This is a genomic window from Rhizobacter sp. P5_A1, assembly GCF_056400745.1.
Genome location: NZ_JBFUKR010000003.1, coordinates 116,785 through 129,485, shown reverse-complemented (window position 1 = coordinate 129,485; position 12,701 = coordinate 116,785). Strand labels below are relative to the sequence as shown.

Below are 12,701 nucleotides of genomic sequence, written 5' to 3'. Positions count from 1 at the left end.
CGACTGCAAGGGTGAACAAATCATAGGAGCCGCTGCGCGCACGCGCGCGTCGAAAATCTCAGCGCCCTGGCTTAGATTTATTGCCGGACGGTCGTGCCGCGCTGCCTATGATTCGCGCCACGATGAGCGTGCCGCGTCCCCGCATCTACTTCTTCAGCCGCCTCGATTCGCCCGCGATCTGGCGCGACGCGCTCGCCGCGCAGCTCGGCAACGACCGCTTCGACTTCATCGTCGGCCCCGACTGCGCCGCGCCGCACGAGATCGACATCGGGCTGATGTACAGCCTGCCCCCCGATGGCCTGCTCGCGTTCCGCAACCTGCGCGCGGTGCTCTCGCTGTCGGCAGGAATCAACCAGTTCGACCGCGAGCGCATGCCCGCCGGCGTGCCGCTGGCGCGGTCGGTCGACAGCGCGCTCGCGCAGCACATGGTGTGCTACGCGAGGGCCGCGGTCTATCGCTACCACCGGCGCTTTCACCGCTACGAAAGGGCCTCGCGCGAATCGACCTGGCGCTTCGAGCTGCCGCGGCTGAACCGCGACACGGTCGTCGGCGTGCTGGGCCTGGGCGAACTCGGCCGGGCAGTCGCCGAGGCGCTGGCTGGCGACGGGTTCCAGGTGCACGGATGGAGCCGAGCGCGGCGCGATGTTCCCGGCATCCGGACGCACGGCGGCGCCGCTGCCGCACGGGCATCCCTTCTGGGCGCATCCCGGCATCCTGATCACGCCGCACGTCGCCGGCATCGTCACCCCGGCAACGGCGGCGTCGCAGGTCGCCGAGAACGTGCGCCGAGCCATGCGCGGCGAGCCCCTGCTGAACCAGGTCGATCTGGCGCGCGGCTACTGAGCGCCGCCCCGAGGACGTCGCTCAGTCCGGTTTGATCCTGGCGCGGGCGATCACCGGCTTCCAGCGCTGCTGCTCTTGTTCGATGAAGCGGGCGAACTCGGCGCTGGTGCTGCCCACGGCGATCGCGGCCTCGCTCTCCAGGAGCTTCAGCGCGGCGGGCTCCTTGACGGCACGGGCCGCAGCAACGGCCAGCTTGTCGGCGCTGGCCTGCGGCAGCGACGAAGGCGCCAGCAGGCCATACCACTGCGTCATCTCGAAGCCCGGGAAGCCCTGTTCGGCAACGGTCGGCACATCGGGCAGCTGCGGCAGGCGCTGGCTGGTGCCGGTGGCGATGCAGCGCAGCTTGCCGGTCCGGATGAACTGCAGCACCGCCGGCGCTCCGACCGCGGCCGCATCGAGCCGGCCGCCCATCAGATCGGTGAGTTGCGGCCCGGTGCCGCGGTAGGGAACATGCAGCACGAAGGTGTTGCTCACCATCTTCAGGTATTCGAATGCCAGGTGACCGGCACTGCCGTTGCCCGCCGAGCCGTAGTTCAGCGCGCCGGGCCTGGTCTTGGCCAGCGCGATGAACTCCTTCAGGTCCTTGGCCGGCAGGTCGGGCCGCACCACGTACAGGCTGGGGACCTTGGACAGCAGCGAGATCGGCCGGAACGCCTTGTACGGGTCGTACGGAAGCTTGTCGAAGATGAACGGGTTCACGGCCAGCGTGCCGATGTGCCCGAGGATCAGCGTGTGCTGGTCGTCCGCACGCGCGACTTCGGCCATCGCCACGTTGCCGGCCCCGCCGGGCTTGTTCTCGACGTACACGCTTTGGCCCAGCAACTTGGCCATCTCGGCCGCGGTCGCGCGAGCGACGATCTCCGAACTGCCCCCGGGGGCGAACGGAACGACGAAGCGAATCGGCCTGTTCGGCCACGTGGGCTGCGAACGCGCTGCAAGGGGCATCAGGGCCCCGACGGCGGCCGTTCCGCCAAGACGCAGCGCGTCGCGGCGGGTCAGTTCGGAGGTGGTCATTCGGGTCTCCAGCCGATCACCCGATCACGCCCCAGCGACTTCGCGTGGTACATGCGGGCGTCGGCAATCTTCATCAGTTCGACGAGGGTGCCGGCTTGCTGCGGAAACGTGGCCACGCCGAACGAGGCCGTCAGCCTCAGCGTGGTGGCATCCGCCGGGGTGGTCATCCCGGCCAGCGTGGACCGCCAATTCTCGGCGCGCTCCAGGGCACCTTCATGGCCCATGCCCACCAGAAGAACGGCGAACTCCTCGCCGCCCAGCCGAAACGCGAGGTCACCGAGGCGCGTGGTGGCGCTCAGCATCGAGCCGACAGCCTTCAGCGCGATGTCGCCGGTGGAATGCCCGTACAGGTCGTTGACGTTTTTGAAGTGATCGATGTCCATCATCACCAGCGAAACCGAGGCCCCATGGCGACGCGCACGCTCGAGTTCGCGTTCGGCCACGTCGACGAAGTGGCGGCGGTTGTGCACGCCGGTCAGCTCGTCGCGAATGGCCTGCTCGCGCATCTGCTCGTGCAGTTCATGGATGTGGCGAAGCTGCGCCTCGAGCTGGTGGTTCGCCTCGAGCAGTGCCCGCTCGGCGCGCTTGCGCTCGGTCGTGTCGCGGGTGATGCCGAAGTAGCCGATGTGGACGCCGTCGTCGTCGAACACCGGCACGGAGACGGTCTCGATCCACAACCTGGATCCGTCCTTGCGAAAGAATTCCCCTTCGTGCCGGATCGGCCCGACGTGGGCCAGCGGGTTGTCCTCGCTGCCACGCGCCTTCGAGTGCCGAATGACCTCTGCGCTGTATTCCGGCGTCATGAACTCCAGGACCGAGCGACCGTGCAGTTCTTCGCGCGGGTAGCCCATCATGCGGCACATGTTGTCGCTGATGTGGACGAAGCGACGCGCGACATCCGTTTCCCAGAAGCTGTCGCCGCTGGCATTCACCATGGAGAGCAGGCGCGCTTCGGTGATGGGTCGCGGGTCGGTGGGGCGGTCGTTGCTCATGGGGCCTGGGTACGCGCGAAGTTTCCCATGACCCGCGCCCGGCCCAGGCGCCGATCAGCGCAGACTGTCGTCGAGCTGCCACGCCACGGCGCCGGGATCCGTGGCCCGAACGTCCGGCGGCGCGATTCAGTGGGCCGGCCCGTCGGCGCCAACGCGCGCGCGGATCTGCGCACCGATGGCGCGTGCCTCGAGGAACACGCCCTGCGTGTCGGCGCGCCGGATGCCGGCGGCCACATCGATCGAGGCGTCGGACAGCGTCGAACAGGCGGCGGCCGAGGCCAGCGCCGCGAGAACGGTCAGCGCCCAGGCGGATGTCGCCAGGCGGGTCGTGAAAGCATTCATGGGTCGTCGGGTGAGGGTGGCAGGAAGGGGTGTCGCGGCGCGTGTCTGCGGCCCACGCGTCAGGCCTGGCCGAGCGCGCCGTACAGCATCAGGCGCGCCTTCTCCCATTGCCGTTGCACGGTGCGCTCCGACACGCTCTGCATCACGGCGATCTCCGCGAGCGTGAAGCCGCAGAAGAATTTCAGGTCGACGACGTGCGCGAGTTCGGGTTCGAGCGTCGACAGGTCGTCGAGTGCGTCGCCGAGCTCCTGCAGGAACTCGGGCTGGGCGATCTGCTCGGCGTGGTGCGTGTCGAGCGAGGTGATGAGCGAGCCGCCGCGCTTCTGCGAGTGGCGCGTCCGCACGCGGTCGATCACCAGACCGCGCATGGCGCGCGCGGCATAGGCCAGGAATCGGCCATCGCTCTCGAAGGCCAGCGACGGCCGCCGGCTCAGGTCCAGCCAGGCTTCATGGACGACGGTCTGGGTGCTCATCATGTCGCGCGCGCCGTTGCGTCGCACCTCGCGGCGCGCCAGCCGGCACAGGTCCCCATAGAGCGCCTGGAACAGCGCGTCCGGCGGCGACAGCGCGCTCGCTCGTGCAGCGCGGCTGCAGGTCGGGTCGATCCGGGTACATGTCGTCATCGCGAAGCCTGGCCGTTGCGGTCAGCGGGAAGCTGCCCTTGGGTGGTACATCGAAAACGCGCCGTCGAACGCGCCACCGATCGACGGCTTGTTTCCGTGGCAGGCGTTCGGCGGGCCACTCACGAGTCGAGCGGCTTGTGCAACGCATCGATGCCCTCGCGGGCCGCCTCGCCTTCGAGGAATCGGTCGGCCTCGGCGGCCGCCGCGGCGCGGAGCATGGCTTCGAGTTCCCGTGCGAGCGCGGCGTCGCGGATGCGCAAGGCGCTCAGCCGTCGGTCGCGCGCCGCGGGCGCCATGCCGAGCAGCTCCTCGAGGATCGGCCCCAGCTGCTTCCAGCGTTCTCGGTCCGGCAGTGACATGGCGCGCCCTCGGTTCGGGCACGGCGTGCCCATGCAGGGGTAATCGGGAAGCGCGGCCCGGCAGCGACACCCGCGCTCACCGACGCGCGAGCGCCTGCGCCTCCAGGGTCAACGGATGCCCGGCGCCCACGGTCGCGTCGAGCTGCGGTGCCGCGCGCGCCGCGAGCGCCCGCGACGCCGCCGCATCGCCGCGCGCGAGCTCGACCTGGGCCTGCAACAGCAGGCAGTGGCCGAGCCAGTAGGAGGGGTGGCCCGGCAGTGCAAACGTGCCGGCCAGCGCAACCGCCTGCGCTGCATGCGCCGCCGCGGCGGCGCCGGCGCCGGTCCCCGCCTCCGCCCGCGCCAGCAGCGCGAGGTTCGTTGCATGGGTGGGCCGACGCGCCTTCACCGCGGCATTTCGCTCGACGACCGCCGACAAGGTCCGGGTCGCTGCGGCGAAGTCCCGGCGCGCCAGTTCGAGGCGACCCGCCTCGAGCAGCAGTTCGCTTCGGGCGGGATGCTCGGCCGGGAAGTGCTGGTCGACAAAGTCGCGCGTCGCCCGCAGTGCCGCATCGGCCGCCGCCAGATGGCCGCGCTCGCGCTGCACCGCCGCCAGGCCCAGCATCGCCAGCGCTGCGATGTCGGCATCGTCTTCGTTGCGCGCCATGCCTCGGGCGCGCTCGAAGTAGTCCTGTGCGTCGTCGAGCCGGTTCAGGCTCAGCAGGCGCTGGGCATGGTTCAGGCTGGTGATGTGATCGGGCTTGCCGTCGGGGCGCAGCGCGCGGCTGATGTCGAGCGCCGCAGCGAGCAGTCGGGCGGCGGCCAGCGGATCGCCGACATCGGACTTCACCAGCGCCCAGCCCGCATCGAGCACCGCGGCATCGGCCGTGCGATCGCGGCCGAGCCGCTTCAGCAGCAAGTCGATCTCCTGGTAGGTGCTGTCGGCCCGGGCGCGCTGCCCCGCCAGGCGGTAGGCAACGGCGAGCTGCAGGCGCGGCGCGATCTGGACCGTCGGCGACGCCACCATCAGCGTGGCCGCCAGCGCGCTGGCCTCCTCGGCCGCCGCAACGCCGGCACCGATGTCGTCCTGCGTGAGCGACAGGTCGGCGCGGTACTGCAGGCACTCGACCAGCGCCGGCGCAGCGGCCTGGCCGGCGCGCAGTTCGGCAATCGACCGATCGAGCAGCCGGGCCGCGTCGTCCAGCCTCGACACGAAATGGAGCTGCTGGCCCAGCTCGCAGGCGACGCGGCGGCGCAGATCGGCGTAGCCGCCCTGCGTCGCCCGCCGATGCGCGGTCTCGGTCAGCTCGAGCGCCTTCTTCTGGCGGCCGAGCGCCGAGTAGAGCTTGGCCAGCGTGATCAGCTGCTCGACCGCGAGCCGGCTCTCGCCACGACCGAACTGCGCGGCGAACTGCCGTTCGCCGCGCGCGAGCAACTCGTCGGTCGTGAACGGTCGGCCGCTCGCGCCGGCGTCGGTCAGCACGAACTCGAGGAACTCGCGCGTCGAGCCGGCGCGGCTCGCCTCCTCCTCGGCCATCTGCCGCTGTTCGCGGGCCTCGACCATCTGCACCAGGGCCACGGCGCTGCTGGCCACGAACGCCGCGCCGACGACCGCGGCCGTGAGCACGCCCACCCGATGCCGGCGCACGAACTTGGCCGCGCGATAGACCAGCGTATCGGCGTGCGCGCTGACGGTCTGGTTGGCCAGGTGGCGCTGCAAATCGTCGGCCAGCGCGGCGACGGTCGGATAGCGCTCGCCCGGCGCCTTCTTCAGCGCCTTGGCAACGATGTTGTCGAGGTCGCCGCGCAGTGCGCGGTTCAGCCGCGCACCACATTCGGCGAGCGGCGGCGCCAACGCGGCATTGCGCGCGGCCGCGGCCGACAGCCGCTGCGGTTCGGCCGTCGCGACCGATCGCAAGCGCTCGACCGGCGTGTCGGTCTGGCGCGCGGTCGGGTGGCCGCCGCCCAGCAGCACGTACAGGAGCACGCCGAGGGCATACACGTCCGTCGCCGTGCTCACCTCGCCGCCATCGATCTGTTCCGGCGCCGCATAGTCCGGCGTGAAGGCTCGGGCGCCGACCTGCGTGAGCTGCGACGCGTCCATCGGCCCGCCATCGTCGTCGAGCAGCTTGGCAACGCCGAAGTCGAGCAGCTTGACCTGGCCCTCGCCGTTGATCAGGATGTTGCTCGGCTTCAGATCCCGGTGCAGCACCAGCTTGCTGTGCGCGTGCGCCACCGCCGCCAGCACATCGAGCACGACGCGCACCCGCGCCTGCACGCCCAGCTTCCTGCTGTCGCACCATTGATCGATGTGCTCGCCCTCGACATGCTCGAGCACCAGGTACGGCTGCCCGCACGACGTGATGCCGGCGTCGTGCAGTTGCGCGATGTTCGGGTGGCCGAGCCGGGCCAGGGCCTGGCCTTCACGGGCAAAGCGGATCGCACCGCTGCCCGCCAGCAGGGCCTGGTTCAGCAGCTTGATCGCCACACTCCCGGCGTAGCGCCCGTCGCTGCGGTGCGCGAGCCAGACCGCGCCCATCCCGCCGGCACCGAGCGGGCGGTCGAGGGTGTACGCACCCAGCGTGCGCCCGGCCAGCGTGGCGTTGTCCGCAAACGCGCCGGCGCTGGCGACCAGGAAGGCCTCGCGATCGAGGCGAGCCTGACCGGCAAGCAAGCTGCGCAGTTCGCCGGCCAGCGCGCCGTCGTCCGCCTGCATCCGTTCGAGCCGCGACGCGCGCGACTCCTCGTCGAGCTCGAGCAATTCGTCGAGCAAGGCACTGACGCGTCTCCATTGGCGCGCATCGATGCGCGCCACGCGCCTGGCGCTCGTGTCTGCCGCTGGACTTTCCGTCACGTCGCGATCTCGATGGCCGAAACATGCGACTCTGGGCGCCGCCGGCGCGCATGCCCTGTTCGGGCGTCGCCGTTCCTTGATCGATCGTCCAGCGATCCGACCCGACGCCCAGGCCCGCGCGCTTTCAGGCGCGCGGGCTCGTCGCTTCGAAGGCGCCGCGGCTACTTGGGGCTGCCCGCCAGGCTGTCGAGACCCGCGCGATACACGCCGGCGATCGCGCGCTGCATCTCCTCGCCCGATGCGCCGGGCTTGACGCCGAAGTGCGAGCTCCAGATCACCGTCGATCCGACCTTGTTCTCCCTGACTTCCAGCGTCGAGACGTAGTCGACCAGCGGCAGCGGCGACTCGATGATCCGGTACTTGTAGGTGCGCGCACCGGCGTCATGCGACACCAGTTCCTCGATGAACTTGGCGCCGTCCTTGGTGGACAGCACGCGCACGGTCCCGGCAGCGTTGCCGTGGCCCTTCGTGATCTCGGTACCGGCAAACGCCGGATGCCAGTGCTGCCAGCCGTTGAAGTCCCGGATCTGCGCCCAGGTGGCGGACGGCGTCGAGGTCAGGTCGACCTTTTCGGTCACCGAGAAGCTGTTGTCGGCGGCCAGGGTGCTGCCGGCGATGCCGGTCATCATCAGCCCGAGGCCCAGGTTGCGGATGGTCGTGTTCATGTGCGCTGTCTCTCCGAGTGGACGGCCGACATTGGCCGTTGAACTGGAGATCGCAAACCGCCGCCGATTCCCGCCACGGGACAGCACACTAGGCCGCCGCCTTGCGCCAGGCGGATGGCGGCAAGCCGAACTCGCGCTTGAAGGCCCGGCTGAAGGCAGCGTCCGTCTCGTAACCGCTGCGCTCGGCCACGCGGGCAATGGCTTCATCGCCCGAACGCAGCGCGCGCGCTGCCAATGCGAGGCGCCAGCGCATCAGGTACTGCATCGGTGACTCGCCGACGAGGGCCGCGAAGCGCTGCGCGAACAAGGAGCGCGAGAGGGCCACTTCGCGCGCCAGCGCATCGACCGTCCACGCGCGGCCGGGCTCCTCGTGCAGCAGGGCCAACGCGCGACCGATCGGCATGTCGCCCACCGCCGCAAGCCAGCCGGTGCCGCCCGGCGGCAGCATCTCGACGTAGCGGCGCAGCGCTTCCACGAACATCAGCTCCGCCAGCTTGGCGAGCGTCGATTGCGCACCCGGCCGCGACGCCGACGATTCACGCACACCGAGGCGCAGCAGTTCGCGCAGCAGGACGGCCGCCTGGCCATCGCCGATCGGAATGCGCAGAACGCGTGGCAGCGCCTCGAACAGTGGGCGGCACAGGCTGCGGCTGCACGCCAGATAGCCACACACGAAGCGCGTCGCCACGCCGCCGCCGCCGTGGCGGATCGCCACGAAATCGGGGTCGGCCGCAGCCGCAGCCGCGGCATTGATCAGGTCGTCGGCTTCGAGGGGCGCGAGGTGCAGATCGCTGCCCATCAGGTGGCGATCGTCCTGCGGAAACAGGATCAGGTCGCCGGCGGCCACATCGACGACATCACCGCCATCGGCGAGCCGGACCTGGCAGGCGCCTACGGTGAGGAAGTGGAACAGCACCACATGCTCCGCGCCGGCGAGCTGCTCCCGAATGCTCGTGCGGCCGTAACGCCCGCGCATGCACCAGGGCGCCGTGAATTCGGCATCGAGGAACACGGCGCCTTCGAGACGCACGGACTTGAGAACGCCCGACAAGGTATCCATCGGATCTTGGGTGGTCATCGCAGAGCCCGCGCCAGGAAGGGCAAGCGCGGTGAGGATACTCTGTCGCGTCGCGCGGCCCTTCGCAGTCGGCCGCGCAGGCAGACCGTCCTGATATCCTGGGTAAATCACCAAGGGAGGAGCCCGTTGCGTGACGACAAAGGGAAGTCGACTGGACACGCGTTTCATCGCGTGCCCAAGTTGCTCGAGATGAGCATTTCGCGTCGGCACGCGGGGCTGGTCATCGTGCTCGCGAGCGTCGCGAATCGATCGTTGGCGGCACAGCGAGTCATGCGCGTCGGCGTTCTGGGTGTCGACCTTTGGGATCCGCTCGATCCCGACGCAAAGGTCTTGATGAGCGAGCTTTCCAGGCGCGGATACGTTCTTGGGCGCAACCTTGTCTTTATCAGTCGCGCTTGCGGCAATGACTTGGGACAGTTGGACAAGCTGGCATCCGAGTTGGTCGCGCTCAAGGTCGACTTGATTTGGACAGTCGGGGGAACCCCTGCAGCGCTGGCTGCGAAGCGGGCGACGGTGACGATTCCCATCGTGATGTCGTCACGCGACCCGGTAGAGGACGGCTTGGTGCAAAGCCTTGACAGGCCCGGCGGCAACGTGACCGGAAGCTCGGACATCGGACAAGAGCTCATGCTCAAACGCCTTCAACTGCTGTTGGAAGCTGTCGGCGAGAGCAAGCTGGTTGGCTACCTAATTCACCCAAAGATTCTCGAGCGTCAAAGCGAGCACAAAACCATCGCCGCCATGGAGTCCATGATGCTTGCGAGGGGCGGGAAATTGATCGTTGCGGCGGTGCGAGAGGTTTCTCAGGGCGACGACATTGAGTATGGTGTGGCGTTGCTGCGGCGGCAAAAGGTTGGTGCCGCGTTGGTCAACAATTACTCGACGATCGGAGCCGATTCAGCCCGGACCGCGGATGTCTTTCTGCGTCACCACTTGCCGACCATCATGGAGCACCGCGCATACGCAGAGAGCGGAGTAATGATGACTTATTCCGAGCCCCCGGCCGCTGAAGATCTTCGGAACGCCGCGTTCATCGACCGCATTCTCCACGGGGCCAAGCCTCGCGATTTGCCCGTCGAGCGGCCAACACACTTCGAATTGTCGATCAATATGCGAACCGCTCGGACGCTTGGCATCACGATCCCTCCGACGCTGCTGGTACGCGCCGACCACCTGATTCAATAGCACTGCAACCCGGATCCATCAGCGCCGACCCGCTGGGCACCCGCATGGTTACGGCATCAGCGCGCCCGCGGCCTTGATGGCCTGGCGGATGCGACCGTAGGTGCCGCAGCGGCACATGTTCTCGATCGCATCGATGTCGGCATCGGTCGGCGTCTTGGTGCGCGTCAGCAGATCGACCGCGGCCATGATCTGGCCGGGCTGGCAGAAGCCGCATTGCGGCACGTCGATGTCGAGCCAGGCCTGCTGCACCGGATGCAACTGGTCGCCGTTCGCGAGACCCTCGATCGTGGTGACCTGCTTGCTGCGCACCGACGAGACCTTCGTGACGCAGGTCTGCACCGCCTTGCCATTGACCAGGCAGGTGCAGGCCTTGCAGACGTTCAGGCCGCAGCCGTACTTGGGGCCGGTGATGCCGAGCTTGTCGCGCAGCACCCACAGCAGGGCCATGCCGTCGGGCGCATCGACATTGACCGCCGTGCCGTTGACAGTGAAGCTTTGGTTGGGCATGGAGCGCTCCTCAGTTGAAGGCAGGGACAGCGGGCAGCTGGCCGGCCGGGGTGGGCGTGAAGACGGGCTGCGCATTGAGCGGGAAGTTGCGCGGCTTGGTGCCGGTGGCGCGCGCATACGCATTGGCGATCGCCCCCGACGGGGCCGTCATGCCGACCTCGCCCATGCCCGAGGCCGCATCGCCGACGTTGGGCATCACGATGATCTGCACGTTCTTCGGAAAGTCCCTCATCCTGGCGAACGCATACTGGTTGTAGCTGCCCTCCTGGGGCAGGCCCTCCTTGATGTTGATGCCGGTCTTGAGCACCAGCGAGATCGCCTCCGCGATGCCGCCGTGGCATTGCTGCTCGATGCCCGACGGGTTGATCGGCTTGCCGGCGTCGATGGCCATCGTCACCCGCGTCACCTTGCAATTCAGCGGGTCGCGCGCATCGAGCTCGACGATGCAGGCCGAGAAGGAGCGCGACTCCATGTGGATGCCCACGCCCTGCGCGAAGCCCGCGGGCATCGCCTTGCCCCATTGCGCCGCGCCGGCCACCCGCTGCAGCACTGCCTTGGCACGCTCCAGGCGCAGGAACTCCAGGCGGAACTGCACCGGGTCGCGGCCCAGCTTGGCCGCCATCTCGTCGACGATGATCTCCTCGACGGTGCGTGCCGGGTTGATGTGGACCGAGCGGTACGAGACGGTGTTCATCGCGATCGGCACGGGGAACAGCAGCTTCGTGCTGGCGCCGAAGTTGTACGGCGACGCGACCATGGTCTTGAAGAAGAACTCCTCGTAGCCCAGGTTGCCGACCGTCTGCGCGACCAGCGGCGGCAGCGAGCCGCCGAGCGCGGTGCCGATCTCGCCGTAGCCGTGGCGCGCATCGAGCCGCACGATGCCGATGCTCTGCTGGTAGCTGAGCACGTTGCCCGGCAGCAGCAGCGTCGACGGCAGCAGCGTCGCGCGGACCTTGTGGACCTGCGGCGGGCGCATGCGCGTGTGGCGAATGTCGTCGCTGCGGTGGTACATCAGCTTGCAGATCCTGCCTGTCTTCTTGGAGATCTGCGCCGCCACCTGCACCGGATCCCAGAACAGCCGGCGCCCGAAAGCGCCGCCGCTCGGAATGACATGCGCGGTGACCGAACCGAGCGGCAGGCCGAGGTCCAGCGCGATCGCCTGCGTCGTGACGATCGGGGTTTGCAGGCCGGCCCAGATTTCGGCGCGATCGGGGCGGGTCGCGTCGACGATCGCGCACTCGACCTCGAGCGGGCAGGCCGTCGCGGCCTTCCAGGTGAACTCGGCGTCGATCGAGATCGTGCCCGGCAGCGCCGGCACCAGCGGCGGTATCGCAGCGCGCAGCTTGTCCCGGATGGTCGCGTCGGACTCGCCCTTGAGCGGGCCGTCGCCCCAGGTGATGTCGAGCGCGAGACAGGCATCCCAGCACTGGCCGAAGGTCTCGGCCATCACCGCCACGCCGGGCGGAATGCCGACGACCGTGCCGCCGCCCGGGATGGTCTCGACCGCGATCACGCCGGGCAGCGCCAGCACCGCGGAGCGGTTGTTGACGCTGACCACCGTGCCGCGGATTTGCGAGGGCATGCGGCACATCGTGGGCACCGCGCCCGGCACGTTCTGGTCCATCGTGAACTTCTTCTTGCCGGTCACGATGTCGCGCGCGTCGAGCTTGCCGTAGCGCTTGCCGATGACCTGGTACTGCGCCGGATCCTTGGGCGCGCCGGCCTGCGGCGGCAAGCCGGCCTTGGCCCGCGCCGCGAGCACCATCGCCGGCAGCAAGGGTTCGAAGGCGCGGACCGTGCAGGACCCGCCGGTGATCTGGTTGTAGAGCAGTTCCGGCTGGGCATCGGCCGACTTGACCCTGACCATCGAGAGCGGCACACCGGCTTCCTCGGCGATCATCATCGCCAACGCAGTGGCCACGCCGGTGCCCGACTCGAGGCGCGGCAGCTCCATCGTGTAGACGCCGCCCGAGTCGATCGACAGGTGGACCAGCGGCATCGTCGGCGCGCTCACCTGCACGATCGAGTCGCCGACGTCGTAGTTGTCGACCGTGTCGGGCGGTGTCAGCGGGAGCGGAAGCGCCTCGGCCCTCGACGGCGTGACGCCCAGCCCCACCGCGGCGGTCACCGCCGGCGCGGAAGCCGCATAGGCGAGCAGGCGCCGGCGGTTGAGCGGCAGCGATTGCGGTTCCTGCGCATCGCTGCGGGCGTTCGCGAGCGTGAAGTCCGGATCTCTCATCGTTGTCTCCTTTTTGGGTGG

12 protein-coding genes are annotated in these 12,701 nt (G+C 69.0%); 2 read left to right on the top strand and 10 right to left on the bottom strand.

What is annotated here, in order from left to right:
* The first annotated feature begins 122 nt into the window (after positions 1-122).
* A complete protein-coding gene (locus AC1DTW_RS04185; protein WP_477979422.1) occupies positions 123-878 on the top strand; it encodes an NAD(P)-dependent oxidoreductase in 756 nt (251 codons plus the stop codon).
* Here the strand turns inward: AC1DTW_RS04185 and AC1DTW_RS04180 are convergent.
* From AC1DTW_RS04180 to AC1DTW_RS04145, 8 genes are all read right to left on the bottom strand, one after another.
* Positions 865-1,857 (bottom strand): Bug family tripartite tricarboxylate transporter substrate binding protein, encoded by a 993-nt coding sequence (locus tag AC1DTW_RS04180; RefSeq protein WP_477979420.1) that lies wholly within the window; start codon positions 1,855-1,857, stop codon positions 865-867. The two genes, AC1DTW_RS04185 and AC1DTW_RS04180, sit on opposite strands and share 14 nt — an antisense overlap.
* The gene (locus AC1DTW_RS04175) at positions 1,854-2,849 is read right to left on the bottom strand and encodes a sensor domain-containing diguanylate cyclase (RefSeq protein WP_477979418.1); all 996 of its coding nucleotides are present in this window, start codon (positions 2,847-2,849) and stop codon (positions 1,854-1,856) included. The genes AC1DTW_RS04180 and AC1DTW_RS04175 overlap by 4 nt, the downstream gene beginning before the upstream one ends.
* Before the next feature lie 126 nt (positions 2,850-2,975).
* Complete coding sequence (locus AC1DTW_RS04170) at positions 2,976-3,191, bottom strand: hypothetical protein (protein WP_477979416.1); 216 nt, start codon at positions 3,189-3,191, stop codon at positions 2,976-2,978.
* A gap of 59 nt (positions 3,192-3,250) precedes the next feature.
* Positions 3,251-3,814 (bottom strand): ECF-type sigma factor, encoded by a 564-nt coding sequence (locus tag AC1DTW_RS04165; protein WP_477979414.1) that lies wholly within the window; start codon positions 3,812-3,814, stop codon positions 3,251-3,253.
* Positions 3,815-3,933: 119 nt separating this feature from the next.
* Positions 3,934-4,173 (bottom strand): hypothetical protein, encoded by a 240-nt coding sequence (locus tag AC1DTW_RS04160; protein WP_477979412.1) that lies wholly within the window; start codon positions 4,171-4,173, stop codon positions 3,934-3,936.
* Positions 4,174-4,249: 76 nt separating this feature from the next.
* The gene (locus AC1DTW_RS04155; protein WP_477979410.1) at positions 4,250-7,006 is read right to left on the bottom strand and encodes a serine/threonine-protein kinase; all 2,757 of its coding nucleotides are present in this window, start codon (positions 7,004-7,006) and stop codon (positions 4,250-4,252) included.
* A gap of 161 nt (positions 7,007-7,167) precedes the next feature.
* Complete coding sequence (locus tag AC1DTW_RS04150) at positions 7,168-7,671, bottom strand: SRPBCC family protein (RefSeq protein WP_477979408.1); 504 nt, start codon at positions 7,669-7,671, stop codon at positions 7,168-7,170.
* Between the two features lie 88 nt (positions 7,672-7,759).
* Entirely contained in the window at positions 7,760-8,860 is a 1,101-nt protein-coding gene (locus tag AC1DTW_RS04145) for an AraC family transcriptional regulator (RefSeq protein ID WP_477979815.1), read from the bottom strand.
* A 15-nt stretch (positions 8,861-8,875) separates the two neighbouring features.
* Here AC1DTW_RS04145 and AC1DTW_RS04140 point away from each other — a divergent pair, with 15 nt between their 5' ends.
* Entirely contained in the window at positions 8,876-9,934 is a 1,059-nt protein-coding gene (locus tag AC1DTW_RS04140; protein WP_477979405.1) for an ABC transporter substrate-binding protein, read from the top strand.
* 48 nt (positions 9,935-9,982) lie between these two features.
* Here AC1DTW_RS04140 and AC1DTW_RS04135 read toward each other — a convergent pair whose 3' ends face one another.
* Together AC1DTW_RS04135 and AC1DTW_RS04130 are read right to left on the bottom strand one after the other, a co-directional pair.
* A complete protein-coding gene (locus tag AC1DTW_RS04135; protein WP_477979403.1) occupies positions 9,983-10,441 on the bottom strand; it encodes a (2Fe-2S)-binding protein in 459 nt (152 codons plus the stop codon).
* Between the two features lie 10 nt (positions 10,442-10,451).
* Entirely contained in the window at positions 10,452-12,680 is a 2,229-nt protein-coding gene (locus AC1DTW_RS04130) for a xanthine dehydrogenase family protein molybdopterin-binding subunit (RefSeq protein ID WP_477979401.1), read from the bottom strand.
* Positions 12,681-12,701: the final 21 nt, after the last annotated feature.

Bases quoted from the DNA above. Each gene is read 5' to 3' on its own strand.
- AC1DTW_RS04185 (WP_477979422.1), top strand. From the start codon at position 123: ATGAGCGTGCCGCGTCCCCGCATCTACTTCTTCAGCCGCCTCGATTCG.
- AC1DTW_RS04180 (WP_477979420.1), bottom strand. From the start codon at position 1,857: ATGACCACCTCCGAACTGACCCGCCGCGACGCGCTGCGTCTTGGCGGA.
- AC1DTW_RS04175 (WP_477979418.1), bottom strand. From the start codon at position 2,849: ATGAGCAACGACCGCCCCACCGACCCGCGACCCATCACCGAAGCGCGC.
- AC1DTW_RS04170 (WP_477979416.1), bottom strand. From the start codon at position 3,191: ATGAATGCTTTCACGACCCGCCTGGCGACATCCGCCTGGGCGCTGACC.
- AC1DTW_RS04165 (WP_477979414.1), bottom strand. From the start codon at position 3,814: ATGACGACATGTACCCGGATCGACCCGACCTGCAGCCGCGCTGCACGA.
- AC1DTW_RS04160 (WP_477979412.1), bottom strand. From the start codon at position 4,173: ATGTCACTGCCGGACCGAGAACGCTGGAAGCAGCTGGGGCCGATCCTC.
- AC1DTW_RS04150 (WP_477979408.1), bottom strand. From the start codon at position 7,671: ATGAACACGACCATCCGCAACCTGGGCCTCGGGCTGATGATGACCGGC.
- AC1DTW_RS04135 (WP_477979403.1), bottom strand. From the start codon at position 10,441: ATGCCCAACCAAAGCTTCACTGTCAACGGCACGGCGGTCAATGTCGAT.
- AC1DTW_RS04130 (WP_477979401.1), bottom strand. From the start codon at position 12,680: ATGAGAGATCCGGACTTCACGCTCGCGAACGCCCGCAGCGATGCGCAG.